The sequence below is a fragment of the Kitasatospora sp. NPDC057904 genome, from assembly GCF_042887925.1.
Lineage (GTDB): Bacteria > Actinomycetota > Actinomycetes > Streptomycetales > Streptomycetaceae > Kitasatospora.
Genome location: NZ_JBHVOL010000002.1, coordinates 373,233 through 391,763, shown reverse-complemented (window position 1 = coordinate 391,763; position 18,531 = coordinate 373,233). Strand labels below are relative to the sequence as shown.

Annotated in this window: 12 protein-coding genes; 4 read left to right on the top strand and 8 right to left on the bottom strand. The window is 74.9% G+C overall.

All coding sequences use genetic code 11. The features are described 5' to 3' along the window. From ACFVSN_RS07215 to ACFVSN_RS07180, 8 genes are all read right to left on the bottom strand, one after another. Complete coding sequence (locus ACFVSN_RS07215; protein WP_387953853.1) at positions 1–2,517, bottom strand: AAA family ATPase; 2,517 nt, start codon at positions 2,515–2,517, stop codon at positions 1–3. After that, on the bottom strand, positions 2,514–3,893 hold the full coding sequence (locus tag ACFVSN_RS07210; RefSeq protein ID WP_387953852.1) for a hypothetical protein: 1,380 nt from the start codon (positions 3,891–3,893) through the stop codon (positions 2,514–2,516). The genes ACFVSN_RS07215 and ACFVSN_RS07210 overlap by 4 nt, the downstream gene beginning before the upstream one ends. Then, the gene (locus ACFVSN_RS07205; RefSeq protein ID WP_387953850.1) at positions 3,890–4,540 is read right to left on the bottom strand and encodes a 4Fe-4S single cluster domain-containing protein; all 651 of its coding nucleotides are present in this window, start codon (positions 4,538–4,540) and stop codon (positions 3,890–3,892) included. The genes ACFVSN_RS07210 and ACFVSN_RS07205 overlap by 4 nt, the downstream gene beginning before the upstream one ends. Continuing rightward, a complete protein-coding gene (locus tag ACFVSN_RS07200; RefSeq protein ID WP_387953848.1) occupies positions 4,537–6,093 on the bottom strand; it encodes a vWA domain-containing protein in 1,557 nt (518 codons plus the stop codon). The genes ACFVSN_RS07205 and ACFVSN_RS07200 overlap by 4 nt, the downstream gene beginning before the upstream one ends. Continuing rightward, positions 6,090–7,382: a hypothetical protein gene (locus tag ACFVSN_RS07195; RefSeq protein WP_387953847.1), complete on the bottom strand. Its 1,293-nt coding sequence runs from the start codon at positions 7,380–7,382 to the stop codon at positions 6,090–6,092. The genes ACFVSN_RS07200 and ACFVSN_RS07195 overlap by 4 nt, the downstream gene beginning before the upstream one ends. 43 nt (positions 7,383–7,425) lie before the next feature. Next, positions 7,426–9,951, bottom strand: coding sequence for a hypothetical protein (locus tag ACFVSN_RS07190; RefSeq protein ID WP_387953845.1), 2,526 nt, complete (start codon positions 9,949–9,951; stop codon positions 7,426–7,428). Between the two features lie 257 nt (positions 9,952–10,208). After that, positions 10,209–11,399, bottom strand: coding sequence for a hypothetical protein (locus ACFVSN_RS07185; RefSeq protein ID WP_387953843.1), 1,191 nt, complete (start codon positions 11,397–11,399; stop codon positions 10,209–10,211). A 23-nt stretch (positions 11,400–11,422) separates the two neighbouring features. Continuing rightward, complete coding sequence (locus ACFVSN_RS07180) at positions 11,423–13,207, bottom strand: hypothetical protein (RefSeq protein ID WP_387953842.1); 1,785 nt, start codon at positions 13,205–13,207, stop codon at positions 11,423–11,425. A 236-nt stretch (positions 13,208–13,443) separates the two neighbouring features. On the opposite strand from ACFVSN_RS07180, the gene ACFVSN_RS07175 reads away from it, so the two are divergent. The 4 genes from ACFVSN_RS07175 (at position 13,444) to ACFVSN_RS07160 (ending at position 18,522) form a co-directional block, all read left to right on the top strand. Next, on the top strand, positions 13,444–14,442 hold the full coding sequence (locus ACFVSN_RS07175) for a DUF1702 family protein (RefSeq protein ID WP_387953840.1): 999 nt from the start codon (positions 13,444–13,446) through the stop codon (positions 14,440–14,442). Between the two features lie 109 nt (positions 14,443–14,551). Then, on the top strand, positions 14,552–15,526 hold the full coding sequence (locus tag ACFVSN_RS07170) for a DUF1702 family protein (protein WP_387594312.1): 975 nt from the start codon (positions 14,552–14,554) through the stop codon (positions 15,524–15,526). 123 nt (positions 15,527–15,649) lie between these two features. Further along, positions 15,650–17,500, top strand: coding sequence for a CRTAC1 family protein (locus ACFVSN_RS07165; protein WP_387954203.1), 1,851 nt, complete (start codon positions 15,650–15,652; stop codon positions 17,498–17,500). A gap of 5 nt (positions 17,501–17,505) precedes the next feature. Beyond that, positions 17,506–18,522 (top strand): enediyne biosynthesis protein, encoded by a 1,017-nt coding sequence (locus ACFVSN_RS07160; RefSeq protein ID WP_380447931.1) that lies wholly within the window; start codon positions 17,506–17,508, stop codon positions 18,520–18,522. Positions 18,523–18,531 lie beyond the last annotated feature (9 nt).

Genomic DNA, 18,531 nt, shown 5'->3' with positions numbered 1-18,531 from the left:
TCAGGAGAGCGGCGGCACGTCCTCCCCCGCGAAGGTGATCGGCTCCTCGGCGGGCCCGTCCCAGCCGTCCGGTCCGAGGCGGCGCGCCAGCCTGGTCTCCATCGTCTGGAGCAGGCCGCCCACCGCCCGCGCGTTGCCGAAGTCGTGCGGGCGCGCCGCGCGTTGGGCGTCGAACCAGGCGGCGGCGCGGCGCGCGGCGTCGTCGGAGAGCCGGTAGCGCTGGGCCGCCGCCTGGTTGCGCAGGATCTGCACGAGGTCGGCGGTCGGGTAGTGGGCGAAGTGCAGCGTCTCGCCGAAGCGGGAGCGCAGGCCGCTGTTGGCGTCGAGGAAGCGCTGCATCTCGCGCGGGTAGCCGGCCGCGATGACCACGAGCCGGCCCGGGTTCTCCATCATCTCGCGCAGGAGGGTGTCGACGGCCTCCTCGCCGAAGTCGTTGCGGCCGTCGCCGGAGGCCAGGCTGTAGGCCTCGTCGATGAACAGGACCTTGTCGAGCGCGGAGCGGACCACCTCGCGCGTGCGCGGCGCGGTCTGGCCGACGTACTGGCCGACCAGGTCGGCGCGCGTCACCTCGACGACCTCGTCGGTGTGCAGGAGCCCGAGGGCGTGGCAGATGCGGCCGACCAGGCGGGCGACGGTGGTCTTGCCGGTGCCGGGCGGGCCGAGGAAGAGCATGTGCGGGACGGCGGTGCCGGGCAGGCCGCGGGCCTGGCGCAGGGCGAGGCGTTCGGTGAGGCCGGTGAGGAACTCGCGGACCTCGCGCAGGCCGACCAGGTGGTCGAGTTCGGCGAGCAGGTCGGCCGCGGCCGGGACGGGCTTCGGCGGGTAGGAGCGGTACCGTTCGGGCAGGTCGGCGGGGAGCAGCGGCAGGTGCACCTGCCGCTGGACGCGGCCCGCCCACGTGTCGAACAGGTCGTCGGCGAGCAGGCGCATCGCCCCGGCGTTGCCGAAGCCCTCGCGGGCGACGCGGTGCATGCCGGTGACGACCCGTTCCAGCAGCTCGCGGGTCTCCTTGGTCGGCGTGAGCTGACGTTCCGTCAGCATGCCGAGCAGGATGGTGAGGAGGGTCTCCGGGTCGTAGTCGGGGAACTCGATGTGGGCCCGGATCCGGCGGTCGAGGCCCGGGTCGGCGGCGAGGAACTCGCGCATCTTGTCGGGGTATCCGGCGAGCACCACGACCAGCCGGTGGCGGTCGTTCTCCATGCGGGCCAGCAGTGCGGTGATCGCCTGCCCGCCGAAGCCGTCGCGCTGGTCGCTGAGCGCGTAGGCCTCGTCGAGGAAGAGGACGCCGTCGAGGGCGCGGTCGATCAGGGCGTTGGTCCGCTCGGCGGTCTGGCCGACGTAGCCCGCCACGAGGTCGGAGGCGTCGGCCTCGATCAGGTGCCCGCGGCGCAGCAGCCCGAGGTCGCGGTAGATTTCGCCGATCAGCCGGGCGACGGTGGTCTTGCCGGTGCCGGGGTTGCCGGTGAAGAGGAGGTGCTGGGTGGCGGCGTCGCGCCGGGCGGGCAGGGCGCGTTCGGCCTCGATGCGGTTGCGCAGGCGGTGGAGGTGGCGTTTGACGGGCGTCAGGCCCGGCATGGCCTCCAGACGCGCCCAGGGGCTCTCGTCGTGCGGGGTGACGGTGGTGACCAGGCGCCGTTCGAGGACGGTGCGCCGGTCGAGCGCGGCGCCGTCGGAGATGAGCAGACGCAGGTCCTCGCGCCAGGCGGAGGCGCGGCGCGGGGTGCTCGCGAAGGAGCGCACGAGCGGCGCGAGCTCCCGCCAGTCGCCGATGCGCAGGTGTTCGCGGAGGCGCAACTGCTGGACCATGCGGTCGAGTTCGGACTCGTCCGGGTAGCCGACCCGGAACGCCCCGCCCCGGGCGGGCTGGTCGATCTCGGTGCGCAGGAAGGCGGCGAGGGCGGGGTAGACGCGCCGGTCGGCGACCACCCGCTCGACCTCCTCCAGCGTGGAGCGGCGGAAGACGAAGATCCACCGGTTGCGGCCGAGCCGGTCCTGGGCCCGGTCGGCGAGGGCGCCGGCCAGCTGCCGGGAGGCCTCGTTGTGGACGAGGGTCTCCTCGGCCTGGATGTAGACGACGGCGGTGCGCACCTCGCGCTGCCGCAGCTGGCCGAGGTGCGTCATGACCGCGAAGGGGTCGGCGACGCCGGTGACGCGGGCGGGCGCCGCGGCCGGGGCCGGGGCCGGCGGCGCGTCGGGGGCGAGCCGGAGGGCGCCGAGGGGCCCGCGCAGCCGCCGCATCGCGCCGGCCGGCCGCGCGGGCGCGGGCTCCCCGCCCGGCCGGCTCAGCCGCCGCGACTCCGGGTCGCGGAAGTACAGCGGGCGGCTGAGCGAGGAGTAGACGATGCGCTGGTAGCCCTCGGCGTGGAGCAGCTCCCAGAGGGTCTCCTCCAGGGTGCGCACCCGGTAGTCCGGGTCGACGAAGACGTCGTCCACGCCGGGGCCGTACAGGACGGTGAAGGGCTCGTCGGTGCTCAGGCGCAGGTCGCGGAAGCGTTCGCCGCGCGCGAGTGTGGTCATGCGCCCTCGCCCTGGGGCTTGGGCCGCAGGTCGTAGCGGGGGTCGTCGGTCCTGAGGTCGGGGGTACCGGGTTCGAGGCGCGGCATCGGGACGGGGGCGTGCGCCTGGTGGCCGCCGGCCTCCAGCATCCGCCGCACCGCCTCGGCGCGGGCGCGCTGGTCGGCCTCCGCCTCGGTGTCGCGGTCGGAGGAGATCACCCGGATCACGTTGCGGCCCGAGGCCGGGTCGGCGGTGTCGATGTCGATGACGATCTCGCTGCCGGTCTCGTGCCGGAGCCGGGTGATGTGGGCGCCGCGCTGGTCGGAGCCGACGAAGTCGTCCTCGACGTAGGCGTAGAACGCGGTCTCGGCCAGCGCCTGGACCACCTCGTCGGCGAGGTTGACGCGGATCTGCGAGGCGAGCTGGCACAGGCGCGCCTGCCGCACGGTGTCGGCCAGTTGCGCCTCCAGGGCCGGCGCCTCCTCCCGGCAGATGCGCTCCAGCTCCTCGGCCGTGGTGGCCTCGTCCCGCGAGCGCTCCAGCAACTCGTCGAGGCGGTCGCGGAGTTCGTCCAGGGCGCCGGCCGACCAGAAGTCGACGTCGAGCGCGTAGCCGGGGATCTCCCGCTGATCCGGTCCGACGACCGGCAGCTGCGCGCTGCGCCGCACCTGCTGCTCGACCAGCAGCACCGCCTGGACGGCCGCGGACTGCCAGGACCGGCGCAGCAGTTCGGCCTGCTCGATGCGGACGCGGAGCTCGCTGAGGGTGTAGTAGCCCTCCTGGGCCACCGCGAGCGCGGCGTCGTAGCGGCCGAGGTCGTGGTTGCCGCGCGCCTGGCCGAGGCGCAGTCGGACGGCGTCCAACTCGCCCGGGGCGTAGCGCTCGTGGGGGAGGGTGTCGGCGATGAGATCGGCCATGGAGCCGGCGTCGGCGAGCCAGGTGGCGGAGAGCTGTTCGGCCCTGGTGCGGTCGTGCTGCAACTCCTTGACGTCGGCGCTGAGTCCGGCGATCTCGGCGCGGCGCTCGCGACGTTCCTCGGCGAGATCGGTCTCGAACTTCCGCCGCTGCTCGTCGAGTTGCGTGCGCGTCTCGGCGCGCAGCTCCCCGGCCGTATGGGTCAGCCGCTGGTGGAGGTCGGCGGCCTGCTGGTGGAGCCGCCGGTTGGTCTCCTCCTCCAGCGCGCGGTTCTGGTCGCTGAGCCGGCGGACGGCCTCCTCGCTCTGCTGCTGGCGGCGCCGCACGGCCTCGAACTCGCCGGCCATGTCGGCGCGGGCCTGCTCGCGCACGCCCTGGATGAGCTTGGGCAGGTCCCGGCGGACCGTCTTCAGCTCGTCGGCGCTCTTCAGCAGGCGGTACCACTGGGACTCGTCCACCTGGATCTGCTTGCGGCCGCTCATCGTGCCCTCCCTGGGTCTGCTTGCGCGATCCGGTTCCGTACGGTGGTGACGGCCGTGTCGAAGGCCTCCAGGAGGCCCGTGGGCGGCACGCCGACGAGCAGGGCCTCGGGCCCGTCGAGGGCGATCTCGGCACTGCGCGGGCCGTTCTCGTAGTCGTGGTCCTCGGCCCGGGAACGGCTGCTGAGCCGGTGCACCCGTTGGTTGGTGCTGCCGCGCAGGCCGCGTCCGGTGTTGTGCCCGGCCACGTAGAGGCCGTCCACGAGCACGTCGACGAGGGCGAGCAGGCGGGGGACGTCCGGGTGCGGCGGGTGCTCGCGGAGGCGTTCCAGGCGGTGGCCGGTGAAGCAGAGGACGGAGACGTCCCGCCGGGCGCGCGCCAGTTCGACGGTCTCGGCCAGGGCGGTGGCCTGGGTCATCGGCTCGCCGCCGGAGATCGTCAGGCCGGTGACCTGATCGTTCGAGAGCAACTCGGTGGCGAGGGCCTCCGGGCTGACGAGCCGGGCGGGCCGGTCCGGGATCCAGTCCGGGGACATGCAGCCGCGGCACGTGAACGGGCAGCCCTGCACCCACACGACCGAGCGCAGCCCCGGGCCGAGCGCCCGGGTGCCGACGTGCGTCGCGGCGACGTTCACCGCAGTGGCGGTCACGACGGCCGCCCCGGCGGTTCGGCCGGCACCGGCTGGTAGACGAACGCCGTGCCCGCGGCCACCACCCGGCTGCCGGGTGCGCACGTGACGGAGCTCGCGCGGGCCTGCGAGCCGTCCGGACTGTAGCGGATGCGCAGGTCGATCCGGGCGCCGCGCTCCGACACCCGGCGTCGGCCGCGCACCCGCCCGGCCCCGCCCAGCGCCGGGCGAAGCTGCACCCGGCGGCCGGTGAGCGGGACGTGCTCGGGGATCTGCTCGCCGAAGGCCGGCTCGATGAGCAGCACGCCGTTCAGCGCGGGCCGGTACACCCGCAGCCACGCGAGGACGAGCACCAGCAGGACCAGCAGCGGCAGGCCGATCAGGAGCGGCAGGGTCGCCGCCGAGCCGACCTGTCCGGAGACGTCCACCGGGAGCCCGGCCGGCTGGAGCGCCGGCGGGATGTCGAGCTGGAGGTCCGGCGCGAGGGCGGGCTGCCACGGCGAGCCGACCGTCCCCGTGACCTTCAGGGTGGAGCTCGTGTGCTCCACGTGCTGCGGGGTCAGCAGTCCGCCGTCGAGCCGGCCGGTGATCCGCACCGGGATGTCCTGGGTGGAGCGGGGGGAGAGGATCAGCGAGGACGGCAGCCCCGACACCTCGAAGGGGTGGCCGGCGACGGACACGGCGATTCCGTCGACCGAGAGGGGCACGCGGGCGGCGTGTGAGGTGAACGAGAGCGTGCCCGTCGCCTCGCCCTTGCCCAGGTCGAGCGTCGGCGGCCCCGACCAGGACACGGTGACGCCCTGTCCCTGGTCCGGCGCGAGCATCGCGCGGGCCTGCCGGAGGCGGGTGTCCTCGCCCGCGCGCTGGAGGTAGGAGCCGAGGTCCTGGATGCTGCCGGGCACGAGCTCCCGGGTGTCGGCGACGACCTGGCGCAGCAGCTCCGCGCCGGTCGCGCCCGTCGCCAGGGGCAGGGCGTAGCCGACGAGGTCGGTGTGCCCGGCGAGCTTGGCGGCGCGCGCGTGCAGGGCGGCCGTCCAGGTGGCGGTGGCGGCGACGGGGTAGGCGCTGCCGGCCGCGGGGGCGTTCTCGCCGTCCGTCATCAGCACCACGGAGGCGATCGGCAGGGCGTCGCTGCGCTCCAGCTCGCCGAGCGCGGCGTTGAGGGCCGCGCCGATGTCGGTGTCGCCGTTGGCACTCGGGGCGGCGGGCAGGCGGGACAGGATGTCCGTCGGGTTCCCGGCGGCGCCGATGTAGCGGGCGACGACGGTGGTGTCGAAGGTGTACAGGGCGACGTGGTCCGCGCCGGTGAGCCCCGAGAGGAAGGTCTGGAGCGTCTGACGGACCGTCCCGTAGCGGCCCTGCTGCGTCATCGACGGGGACGTGTCGACGAGGACGACGTAGTCGGCGGGCTGGTGTTCGAGACCGAGGGCCTGGTAGACCTCGGCGCGCGTGGGCCGGTTCGGGTCGGCCGCGTGCGCGGCACCGGGCCGGAGCAGGCCCGGCAGGAGGATGGCCAGCAGGAGGATTGGCAGCAGGAGCGCGGCCGGCGGCCGGGCCGTGCGCGACGGATTCATCGGTGGTCTCCCTCAAGGACGCCCGGCAGTTCGCCGAGCGGGTACTCGTGCGGCTCGCCGGAGCCGCCCGCGGGCCGCAGCACGAGCCGGGTCGGGCCGGCCGCCGCCATCGCGATCCCGATGTGGAAGCGTTCGCCCGCCCGGCTCGCCGGCAGGGTGACCGCCCCGACCCGGACGGCGGGCCCGCCGGCCCCGTCCCGGACCCGCACCTCGGCCTCGCGCGGCCGCTCGCCGGCGCCCCCGACGGCGACCCGGCGCCCGGCCCGCTCGGCGAACACGGTGGCGCCGCCCGGCACCAGGAGGCCCGGCCCGCACAGCGTCAGCTCGGTCTCGGCGAGCCGCCCGCGGTGGACCCGCCGGGCGCCGATCAGCACCTCGTACGGGTACCGGTCGGCCGGGTCGACGAGCCCGGCCGCCACCAGGGCGGCGCCCAGGACGGCGGCCAGCGCCGGGTCCGCGGCGGCGGGCAGCCCGACCGCCCGACCGGCCCCGGCGGCGGCCCGCCGGACGGCGGCGAGCCGGGCCGGACCGCCGACGGCGACCACCGGCAGGCCGTCGAGCCCGGCCTCGGCCGCCGCGTGGCCGACCTGCTCGCGCAGCACGGCCAGGGCGTGCCGGGCCGTCCCGGCGGGCACCTCCCGCCCGTCGACCCACAGGACGGCCATGTCGTCGTAGCGCGCCGGGTGCCGCTCGGCCCGCGCGATGACGCGCTCCCAGCGGGCGGCGGAGCCGGGCGCGTCGCGGGCCTCGCGCAGCGCCGCGAGGGCCGCGTCGTCGGCCGGGCCGCCGCCGGCCACGGCGCCGCCGAGGAGCGCGGCGTCGAAGGCCGCGCCCAGGCCGCCCTCCGGGGTGTGGCGGACGAAGCGCCGGACGCCGACGCTGCGCCGCGCGGCGACGCACACGCTCACCTCTATGGTCGTCGTGCCGAGCGCGCAGACGGCCCAAGTGCCGTCCAGCGCCTCGCCGTTGTGTCGCAGGAGGGCCAGGACGGCCGTGGCGGGCCGCAGTTCGACGACCGGGGTGGTGCGGCCGAAGGCCTCGGCGATGCGGTCCCGGTAGAGCGGCGGCATGGCCTCGGGGGCGACCAGGACGGCCCGGGAGGGTTTGCCGTAGCGCGCCCGGAAGGCGGCGCAGGCGGCGGCCAGCGTGCGCGCCGGATCCTGCCCGGACGGGACGGGCACGCCCTCGCCGGGGACGGCGCCCGGCAGTTCGGCGAGCGCGGGCAGGCGGTCGGGGCGGACGTGCGCGAGCCGCACGAAACGCGTGCCGACGTCGACGGCGAGGGTCATCCGGCACGCTCCTCTGCGGCTGCGCGGCCTGTTCTTCCCCGGCTCACTTGCGGCGCCTCCTGCCGAAGATGCCGCGGCGGTCCTGTGGCTGGGCCGCCGACTCGGCGGACTCGGCCGTGCCGTACCAGCCGTCGTAGCGGAGCAGCTCCCGGGCGTACTCCTGGCGTTGCGCCTCCTGGTGGGCCATGTTGAGCAGGGACAGGCGCAGCCGGGTGGCGCCCTGGGTCTGCAGGATGACGTGGTACAGGTGCTGTGCCAACGGGCGTGCCCGGTACCAGAGTTCGGCGAGGAGCAGGTCCACCTCCTCGGTCCGCCAGCGCAGCAGGCCGGGCAGCAGTTCGGTCGTCGGGTCGATCGGGTAGCCGCCGGCGTGCACGTCGGACAGGGCGATGCCGAGCTGGACGGGGGCGGGCGGCCCCTGGAGGAGGTGGCGGACCTTGTTGCGGGCGTTGAGCGAGTGCATCCCCGGCAGCTTGTCGAGCGCTGCGGTCACCACGGGCGGCAGGCCGAGTTCGAGCCAGGCGGCCTCGCCGGCGAGCAGCCGCTTGTCCAGGGTCCGGACCAGCGCCTCCTGCCCGCGCACGTTGCGTTCCGCCAGCAGGCGCGTGACCGGCCAGCGTCCGGGGTCGGGGCGGGAGCCGAGCAGCGCGTCCACGGTCCGCTGCCAGAGGGCGTCGGAGGCGGCGGCGGACAGCCGTTCCGACAGCCGCGCGGCATAGGCGTCGGCCGGGCCGGAGCCCCGGCGCGGGTACACCCGGCCCGGCGCCGGCGGGGCCTCCCCGCCGAGCAGCCGGTCGAGGCCGGCGAGCGGGACGGCCTGGCCCTGGGCGGCGTAGAGCCGCAGCAGGTCCAGCTCGGCCGCGTACTCGGGGCGCACCTGCCCGGCCGCGGCCTCCAGGTGGACGGCCGCCGCGGCGAGCGCCGCCGCGAGTTCGGGGCCCTGCTGCCCGCGCGCGACCTCCCAGTAGGACGGCCACAGGTGCGAGACGACGAGCGGCCGCCGGTGGCGGACGGCGAGTTCGAGGAGCTCCTTCCAGAGCGCCGCGGGGATGGCCGTCCCGAAGTCCGCCGCGTCGCCGCGGCGCAGGTCGCGGTCGTCGGCGGCGCCGTACACGTAGGCGGTGAAGCGCAGCCAGCCGGTCGGGCCCGGGAGGCGCTCCTTCGCCGCGGCCCGCAGCAGCCGGTCGAGCACCGCGGGGCCGGGGCCGTCCTTGGCGAGTGCGGCGAACGCCCACGCGCGCCCGATCTCGGGCTGGGCGATCAGGACGCCGTCCGCCGGTGCGGCCTCGGCGCCGAAGGCCTGCTGGGCGGCCAGGACGACGACGCCGATCCACCGCTGGCGCGACCCGGCGACCGGCCCGGGCCGGCGCTGGTCGATCAGCGCCGCGAGCAGCTCGTCGAACGGGCCCGACCCGGGGCCGTGCAGCTCCCTGAGCAGGTCGAGCCAGGCGAAGGCCCGGTCGAAGCCGCGGTCGGGATCGGGGTCGGCGAGCACCGACCCGGCCAGCCACTCCGGCAGCCCGGGCGACCAGTGGTCGCGCAGCAGCCGGACGGCGTGGTCGTCGCGCCGGTCCGGGCCGCCGGGGCGGGCGGTGCGGGCGAGGAAGAGGTAGAGCTCGCGGTGACCGTCGGCGTCGAGCCGCCCGAGACCCTGGCGTTCGAACACCCGGGCGACGTCCTCGATGCGGGCCGTGCCCTCGCGGACCGCGGCGAGCACGGCGTCGACGAGGTCGACCTCGCGCAGGACGCGGAGCATGGCCGGGCCGTCGCTCCAGTGGATCGGCGCGGTGGCGGCCAGCAGGTGGGCGACGAGCTCCCGGCTCGTCCAGCCCTTGGCGCGCAGGCGCGTCAGCTCGGCCAGGTAGGCGGCGGCCCCGGGATCGGCGGGCTGGGCGGTGGCCGCGCCGAAGCGGACGGCGGTGCGGCCGGTGCGGGCGCTCTCGGCGAAGGTCAGCTGCACCTTGTGGTCGGAGTCGCCGGTCCAGCTGGCGCCGCTGAGCCAGTGCCGGCAGCCGTAGGGCAGCAGCGCGGCGATCGCGTCGACGATCCGCACCCGCCGCTCGGGGGTGGGCAGGCGGCGGCCGTCGGCGGTGATGGTGATCCGGTGGCCGGCGGTGAGCAGGGCGGCGACGCAGGCCGTCCACTCGAAGCCCACCTCGTCGACGACGGCGGCGAGTTCGGCGGCCGAGGAGGGGACGGACAGGCCGCCGAGGTCGAGGCGCAGCGGCCGGGCCGGCCCCTCCTCCGGGCCCGGCCAGCGCAGGCCGGCGGCGGCGTCGGCGAGCGTGGACCAGGTGACGCCGCGCGCCGCGGCCTGGGCCCATTCGACGAGCAGCAGGCGGGAGGTGATGATCGGTGCGCCGGTGCCGTCGCTGGTGCCGTCCCAGCTCTGCTCGATCAGGGCGCAGGCCGCGGTGCGTTCGCCCTCGACGCCGCTGAGGAAGACGCGCCAGGGCAGTCCGCCGGTCTCGTCGGGGCGGCGCACCTCGGGGGTGCCGGTCTGGGCTCCCCACAGGTAGCGGCGGGCGCGGTCCTCGTCGAGGCTGGCGGCGAGGAGCTCGTAGCCCATGGCCCGGCCGGGGTGTTTGCCGAGGACGGCCCAGTGGGCGGTGACGGGCTCGGTGGCGGCGGGCCGCTGCCGCTGCTCGGGTTGCCGCTGCGGACTGGGAAGTCGGGGACCGGGAAGCTGCGGACCCGGAAGCTGGGGACCGGGCGGGTGGGGACCGGGCTGTTGGGGCCCCGGCGAGTGTGGCGGGTGGGGCCCCGGCCGGTGCGGGTCCGGCCGGTGCGGGTCGGGCAGGTGCGGGTCGGGTGGCTGCACGGCGGTCACCGCAGCTTGATCTTGCGCGAGCGGATCCGCCGTTCGAGGTCGACCAGCGGCTCCAGGACGTTGATGGGCTGCGGGGAGGTGGCGATGCGGGGCTTCCCGCCGACCTGCTCGACGTTGGCGTAGAGGCGGTAGTCGAAGATGCCGTCGGCGTTGAGGCGGAAGCCGATCGCGGAGGTGGCGTAGTAGCTGATGCGGTCCGGCACGAAGTAGGCGTTCAGGGCGTCGCGGACGAGGGAGGCGCTGGAGCCGCGGAAGGTGTCGCAGATCCAGGTGAAGTAGCCGGCGGCCGCCTCGGCGGGCACGCGCGGGATGCGGGCGCCGACCCCGTCCTGGGTGACCCACCGCGCCTCGACGGAGGGCCGGAAGAGCAGCGGGTCGTCGAACTTGGCGACGCACACGGCGACGTGGTGCGGCAGCCGCCCGTTGATCATCCCGCGGCTGTCGCGGACGCGGCTGGTGATCGCGTTGAGGGTCGCGTAGAAGAAGTCCAGGCTCTGGGTGGCGTGTTCGCGGTCCAGGAGCGGGTCGAAGAGGTAGACGAGGCCGTTGGCCGCGGCGAGCTGGTCGACGATGGCCTCGTGGCTGGGGTGCTCGGGGCGGAAGACCTCGCCGCTGACGTCGTGGATGTCGAGCACGAAGCCGACCTGCCGGGTGCCGGCCAGCTTGCGCGGCTCCTCGCCCTGGAAGGCCCAGCTCATGCCCGCCGTGGCGGAGGTGGCGCCGGGGAAGCCGCGGTCGACGGCCAGCAGGCGCATGCCGCGGTTGAGGAACTCGATGGCCTCCTTGGTCATGCCGCTGATGACCCAGTTCCCCTTGCCGTGCCGGTTGTGCTGGATGGCGGCGATCGGCAGGGAGGAGAGGAAGGTGGTCTTGCCCGAGCGGGGCGCCCCCCACAGGCCGATGCGGACGGAGCCCGGCCCGTCCGGGCCGATCGCGCCGGGCGGCGAGGGCAGCGGCAGCGGGGGCAGGTTGCCGTCCTGCGCCATGCCGGGCGCGGCGGGGATGGGGGCGGCGTAGCCATCGGGGAGGGTGGGCTGGGGTGGGCCGCTGGGCGGGCCGTAGGGGCGCAGGCCCGGTCCGCCCTGGGTGTGCGGGCCCTCCCAGGCCGGTCCGGCGTCCGGCTCCGGCGGCAGGCCGTCCTTGGCCGCGGCGCCGTGGTCGGACGAGGGGTCGGGCAGGTTGGACATCGGGGGTCTCCTCGGTGCGGCGGTCAGAGCAGGGAACGGGCCAGGGCCAGCCGGCAGGGCGGCCCGTCGACGTGCCAGGGCGGGAGCAGGTCGAGGGCGGTCGCGGCGGGCGGCTGCCCGGGCGGGAGGGTGCCGTCGGTGCCGATCGTGTGCCAGGCCAGTTCGGCGTGGTCCCACAGGGGCTGGAGGGCGAGTTCGCTGGGCCGTTCGTCCGCCGGGCCGTCCCGCCGGGCGAGCACGCGGACCCCGGCCTCGCGCAGGCCGGCCAGCTCGGCGCGCCAGTCGACGCCGAGCGGGCAGGCGGGCACCGGGCCCTGGCCGTGCTCGGCCCACTCGCAGGGCGGGCGGGCGCCGAGGACCAGCACGGTGCGCTGCGGGCGCGCGCGGCCGGGTGGCGTCCAGGGCGGCGCGGTCGCCAGCCGGCGCAGCGCCTGCAGCGCGTCCTCCAGCGCTGACGCGGTGTCCCGGCGGCGGCGCTGCGGGCGCCAGCGGGCGAGTGCGGCGAGGGCGGTGGCGGGCGGGCCGAGCGGCAGGGTGTCGAGCAGCGTGCCCCGGGGCGCGTACCGGCTCTCGCGGACGTGGTGGTCGTAGTAGCCGACGAGGCCGACGTCGACGCCCGCGGCGGCGCCCTCGGGGCCGCTGAGGGCGGTGACCAGGCCGCGCGCGTAGTCGAGGCGGGCTGTGACCTCGTCGGGCGAGGCGCCGTAGCCGAGTTCGACGGCGAGGAGGAGGTGGAGGCGGGGCGGCCGGGCGAGGCGGCGGGGGAGGGCGGCGATGATCGTGCCGAGGTCGTCGCGGACGGGCTCGGCGGCGGAGCCGTCGGGCAGCAGCACCTCGACCTCGCCGGGGCCGTGCAGCACGAAGGTGAGGTCGGCGGAGCGCAGCGCGGGCAGGCGCACGCCGTGGGTGGAGACGGCGTCGTGCGGGGTGCCGCTGCCGGCGGCGACGACCGGGAGGGTGACGAGGGTGTCCGCGTCGACGCCGCCGTGGACGGTGACCGGCACCGTGACGGTCTCGCCGGGGCGCAGCCGGGCGCCGGCCGGGAAGAGGAGTTTGGCCTCGGGGCGGACGGCGCCGCTGAGCGCGTCGACGTCGGCGAGGACGAGGGAGTGGTCGCGGTGCAGGGGGGCGCCGCGCAGGAGGAGGCGAACTCCGGCCATTCCGCCGCTGACGGGGCCGAGTTGGGCGTCGGGCGAGCGAAGTGTGCGGGCGGCCTCGGCGGCGCGGGCGAGGAGCGGCCAGTCGGGGCGCTGGGTGAGCAGGACGGTGCGGTGGCGCCGCCCGTGGGGGAGCAGCGTGCCGAGCAGGCGGCGGACGGCGTCGTCGAGGGCGGCGCGGTCGACGGGCGGGCGGGTGCCGATGCCGCCGGCGAGCTGGAAGGCGCGGTCGGCGGGGTCCTCGGCGAACTCGGGGGCGAGGGCGGTCCAGGCCGCGCCGCCGAGGTCGACGGTGTGCGGGATGCCGTTGCGGTCGGCCTCGGCCCGGATCAACCCGACGCGTTCGTCGGTGAGTTCGACGAACCAGAGGACGGCGTCCGGGTGTTCGACGAGCTCCTCCAGCAGCCGGTCCCACGCGGGGCCCGGCTCGCCGGCCGGTCCGGGGTCGCCGGCGGCGAGGGCGGCCGCCTGCTCGTCCCACTCGGCGCGGGCCGCGGCGAGCGCCTCCTCCTCGCGGCGGAGGTCGTCCGGGGTGGGCCCGCCGAGGAACACCTCGCCCTCCAGCCGCCAGCGGCAGCTGGTGCAGAACCCGCGTCCGCCCTGCGGACCGTGGCAGACCGGACACGCCCCGTCATTCGAGCCCCCGATCAATTTTGGCCTCCAGCTCGACAAGCGCGCACGGACCGTCGCAGAGAACGGCCGAAAACCGCCGCCTCCCCGTCGGGGCACTCATGGTGGCACAACGCCCCCTCAGGCAAAGGACGTTCGCTCAAACGGTACGGACCGGTTACCGCGTTGCAGCGCAACGCGGAAGATGCCCCAGGCGGGACCCGCCGCCGAGCATGTAACCGTGCCGCCGTATCGGACGGCGGGGGCGGAGGGGAAACATGCCGACGGTCCTGGGAACGCTGCGCCGACTGGTCCTGGCGCCCTCGCCGGCGGAGGTGACGTTCGCCCGGCGCGGGTTCCCCGTGGCGGCCTCGCCGGTGACGCGCCGTCTGGAGGCGGTGCCGCAGGCGGTCGTGTGCGGGTTCGAGTGGGGAATCGAGGCGCGGGGGCCGCGCGAGGTCGAGGACCGGCTGCGCCTGGTGGACGCGGAGCAGCGCGGGTTCGCCTTCGAGGGCGCGACGATGGCCTTCACCGTCCTGGACGCGATGGGCCGGGGGCACCGCACCCGGGACCTCCTCACCGGGGCCGGGCAGCCGCACATCTTCCTCGCGTACATCGGGATCGGGTTCGCGATGGCGCGCCTGCCGCGGCAGTTGTGGCCCAAGGTGCTGCCGGACCTGTCCGGCACGCCGTACCACCCGACGATGAGCTGGCTGGCCGTCGACGGCTACGGCTTCGACCTCGCGTACTTCCACACCCGGCGCTGGGTGGACGAGCAGCGGCTGCCGAGCCCTTACCCCTGGCAGGGTGCGCCGGGCTACTTCCCGCGTGCGGTGGACCAGGGGATCGGGCGGGCACTGTGGTTCATCCACGGCGCGCAGCACCGCCAAGTGGCGTCGGCCGTAGGAAAGTTCGCGCCGCACCGGCAGGCCGACCTGTGGAGCGGGGTGGGTCTCGCGGCGACATTCGCCGGCGGGTGCGGCGCCGCGCAGCTGGCGGAGCTGGGCGAGGAGGCGGGCGAGCACCGGGCGGAGCTGGCGCAGGGGTCGGTGTTCGCCTCGAAGGCCCGGGTGTACGCGGGCTTCGTCCCCGCGCATGGCGAGGAGGCCTCGCAGGCGCTCACCGGCCTGTCGGTCGCGGACGCGGCGGCGCTCGGCGACGAGTGCGCGGTGTTCGCCGACGCGGCCTCGCCCGCGGACCCGCCGGCGTACGAGGCGTGGCGCACGAACGTGCGCAAGCGGTTCGCCGCGCCGGACCCCGGCCGCGGCACCGGCTGAGCATTCCGGAAGAAAGACCAGAGCATTCGCGAAGAAGCGGCCGTCCGCCGGAACGGGAATTATCCAGGGTAAGGCTCGTCAATCTCCGTACCACGGAAAGGAGAGCAGAGTGCCAAGCCCGTTGCGGACATTACGGCGGCGCGTGCTGACGCCGAACACCGCCGAGACCAAGCTGGCCAAGCGGGGTTTCCACGAGAAGTCGCCGGAGGCCAGGGAACTCCTCGAAACCGTCGGGAGCCGTTTCCTCGAAGGCTATGCGTACGCGGTGGAGTCCGGTGCGCCCGCCGAGGCGGAGCACCGGCTGGAAAACGTCCCGCACCGATTCCGCGGTTTCGCCTACGAGGGGGCCGGCATGGGATTCGCCATGCTGGACGGGCTGCCGCTGCAGGGCCGCGGCTGGGTGGGGGGATTCCTCGCCGGGCGGGGGGCCGACCACCACTACATGGTGTACGTCGGAATCGGCTGGGCGATGGCGCGGCTGCCGCGTTTCTGCTGGCCCGACATCACCGCCCTCGACCCCCTGCTGCGCTGGCTCGTGCTCGACGGCTACGGATTCCACCAGGCGTACTTCGCGACCGACCGGTACGTCCACGGCCGGTTCCGCGAGCGGGCGTTCCCGTGGCCGGCCGACGACTCGCCCGGGTACGTGAACCGGGCGATCGACCAGGGGATCGGCCGGGCGCTGTGGTTCGTCGGCGGCACCGACCCGGGCGTCGTCGCCGGGCTGATCGAGCGGTTCCACGAGTCCCGGCACTCCGACCTGTACGGCGGCGCCGGCCTGGCCGCGGCCTACGCGGGCGGCGTGGACGAGGCGGAGCTGCGGGACTTCCGGGAGCGGGCCGGCGCGCACCGGGCGATCGTCGCCCAGGGCGCCGCGTTCGCGTGCGAGGCCCGCATCCACGCGGGGCTGCTCGGCCCGCACACCGAGCTCGCGGCCGAGGTGCTCTGCGGCACCTCCGCCGCCGCGGCCGCCAAGGTCACCCAGGACCTGCGCCCCACCGGCCGCTCGAACGGCCCGGTGCCGTCCTTCGAGACCTGGCGCCGGTCCATCGCCGACGCGTTCGCCACCACGGGAAGGAACTGACCGGTGCCCACCCTCCTTGGCCGGGTCCGCCTGCAACTGCCCGGCATCATCGCCGTGCTGGCGATCGTCGCCGGCTACTTCCTGGTGCTGCCGCCGACGACGTCGGCCGCCGAGCAGGACACCATGGCGAGCCGCTTCCACTTCACGCCGCTGCCGATCGAGCTGCCGCCCGCGGCGAAGCAGCAGACGATCCGCACCGTCAACAAGGACTACGAGCACATCCGCGCCTGGATCTCCTCGGTCGGCGCGGCCATCACCATGACGGACCTGCGCGGCACCGGCAAGTCCGGCGACCTGTGCCTGGTCGACACCCGCACCGACCAGGTCGACGTCACACCCGTGCCGGGCTCCGACGGCCCGCACTACGCGCCGTTCGCGCTCGACCCGTCCCCGCTGCCGATGAACGACTACATCGCGCCGATGGGCTGCGTGGCGGGCGACTTCAACGAGGACGGCCGTACCGACCTGCTGGTCTACTACTGGGGCCGCACCCCGGTCCTGTTCCTCGCCAAGCCCGACGCCACCACGCTCGACGCGCACGCCTTCGAGCCGGTCGAGCTCGTGCCCGGACCCAACGCGACCGACGGCAAGTACACCGGCGCGCAGTGGAACACCAACACCGCGACCGTCGCGGACTTCGACGGGGACGGCCACCAGGACCTCTTCATCGGCAACTACTTCCCCGACGGGCCCGTCCTGGACGACCGGGTCAGCGGCGGCGTGGTCATGAACCACTCGATGTCCCACGCCCAGAACAGCGGCGGCAAGTACATCTGCCGCTGGACCGGCGGCAACGCGGCCGACAAACCCGCCGCCGCGTTCCAGTGCTCCGACGACGCCTTCCCCGCGGAGGCCAAGCACGGCTGGTCGCTCGCCTCCAGCTCGATCGACCTCGACGGCGACCAGCTGCCCGAGCTGTACGTCGCCAACGACTTCGGCAACGACCGCCTGCTGCACAACGTCTCCACCCCCGGCCACCCGAAGTTCGACCTCGTCACCGGGCCGCGCGACGGCTCCACGCCGAAGTCCAAGATCCTCGGCAACGACTCCTTCAAGGGCATGGGCGTCGACTTCGGCGACCTGTCCGGCAAGAAGGGCCTCTACGACCTGTTCGTCAGCAACATCACCACCTCCTTCGGCATCGAGGAGAGCAACTTCCAGTTCATGAACACCGCGCGGGACCAGGCCGACCTGCGCGCCCAGCTCTCCAACGGCACCGCCCCGTTCGTCGACCACAGCGCCGAGGACGGCACCGCGTGGTCCGGCTGGGGCTGGGACGTCAAGATGGGCGACTTCGACAACAGCGGGCAGCTCGCGATCGTCCAGGCCACCGGCTTCGTCAAGGGCAAGACCAACCGCTGGCCGCAGCTCCAGGAGCTCGCGACCGCCAACGACGCCCTGCTCGACAACCCGTGGTGGTGGCCCAACGTCAAGGCCGGCGACGACATCGGCGGCGACCAGACCCTGCGCTTCTTCGTGAAGGGCGCCGACGGCCACTACAGCAACCTCTCCGGCCGCCTCGGCCTCGCCGTGCCCGTGCCCACCCGCGGCATCGCCACCGGCGACGCCTACGGCGACGGCAAACTCGACTTCGCGGTGGCCCGCCAGTGGGACGCCCCGGTCTTCTACCGCAACGACAGCCCCGACACCGGCTCCTACCTCGGTCTGCGGCTCACCTACGACACCCCCGCCGCCGCCGGACCGATGCCCGCCCCCGGATCCCCGGCGATCGGCGCCGAGGTCGAGGTCACCACCCCCGACGGGCGCAAGCTCATCGACCGCGTCGACGGCGGCAGCGGCCACTCCGGCAAGCGCAGCCACTACGTGCACATCGGCCTGGGCAAGGGCGTCACCGGCCCGATGCCGGTCAAGCTCCAGTGGCGCGACCGCGACGGCCAGGTGCACCAGCAGACCGTGACGCTCAGCCCGGGATGGCACTCGCTCCAACTCGGCAGCCAGGCCAAGGAGAAGTGACGCACATGGCAGACAAGGCCCCCACGACGACGCAGCCGGCACCCCCGGCGCCCGCCGCCACCGGCAAGGCGGCCACCGCCTCCCGGCACGAGCCCAAGGTCGTCATCGCGCTGCGCCGCTTCGCGATCTCGATCACGGTCTTCAACATCCTCGGCTACACCGTGCTCGGCTTCGAACAGCCCTGGACGTGGCCGCTGATCGCCCTCGCCACCGCCTACACCACCGAGATCGCGCTGGAGCTGGTCGGCGCCAAGGTCGAGGGCCGGCGCCCGCGCTTCCTCGGCAACGGCCTGCCCGGGGTGCTGGAGTTCCTCTACCCCTCGCACATCACCGGCCTCGCGCTCAACATGCTGACCTACGTCAACGACCGGGTCTACGTGATGATGTTCGGCGTCGTCTTCGCGGTCAGCGCAAAGTGGGTGCTGCGGGTGCCGGTGCGCGGCCGGCTGCGGCACTACATGAACCCGTCGAACTTCGGCATCGCCGCGATCCTCGTGCTCTTCCCGTGGGCCAGCATCGCCCCGCCGTACCACTTCACCGAGCACGTCAACACCCCGTTCGGCTGGCTGATCGTGCTCGGCATCCTGATGTCCGGCACCATCCTCAACGCCAAGCTCACCGGCCGGATGTGGCTGATCCTCGGCTGGCTCTCCGCCTTCGCCCTCCAGGCCGTGCTCCGCGGGCTGATCTTCGGCACGTCGATCCAGGGCGCGCTCGCGATGATGACGGGCGTCGCCTTCGTCCTCTTCACCAACTACATGATCACCGACCCCGGCACCACCCCGTCGAAGCCCGCCAACCAGATGGCCTTCGGCGCCGGCGTCGCGCTGATCTACGCCCTGTTCATGATCGCCCACATCGCGTACGGCATCTTCTTCGCCACCGCCCTCACCTGCCTGATCCGCGGCCTCTACCTCTGGTACGTCCACTTCCGCGACCGCGGTCAGGAGGAGGCGCGGGCGACCCTCCTGCGGGCGAGTACGACCGGCAAGACCGCGGTGGCCGGAAAGGTCGCGGCGTGACCGCCGCTT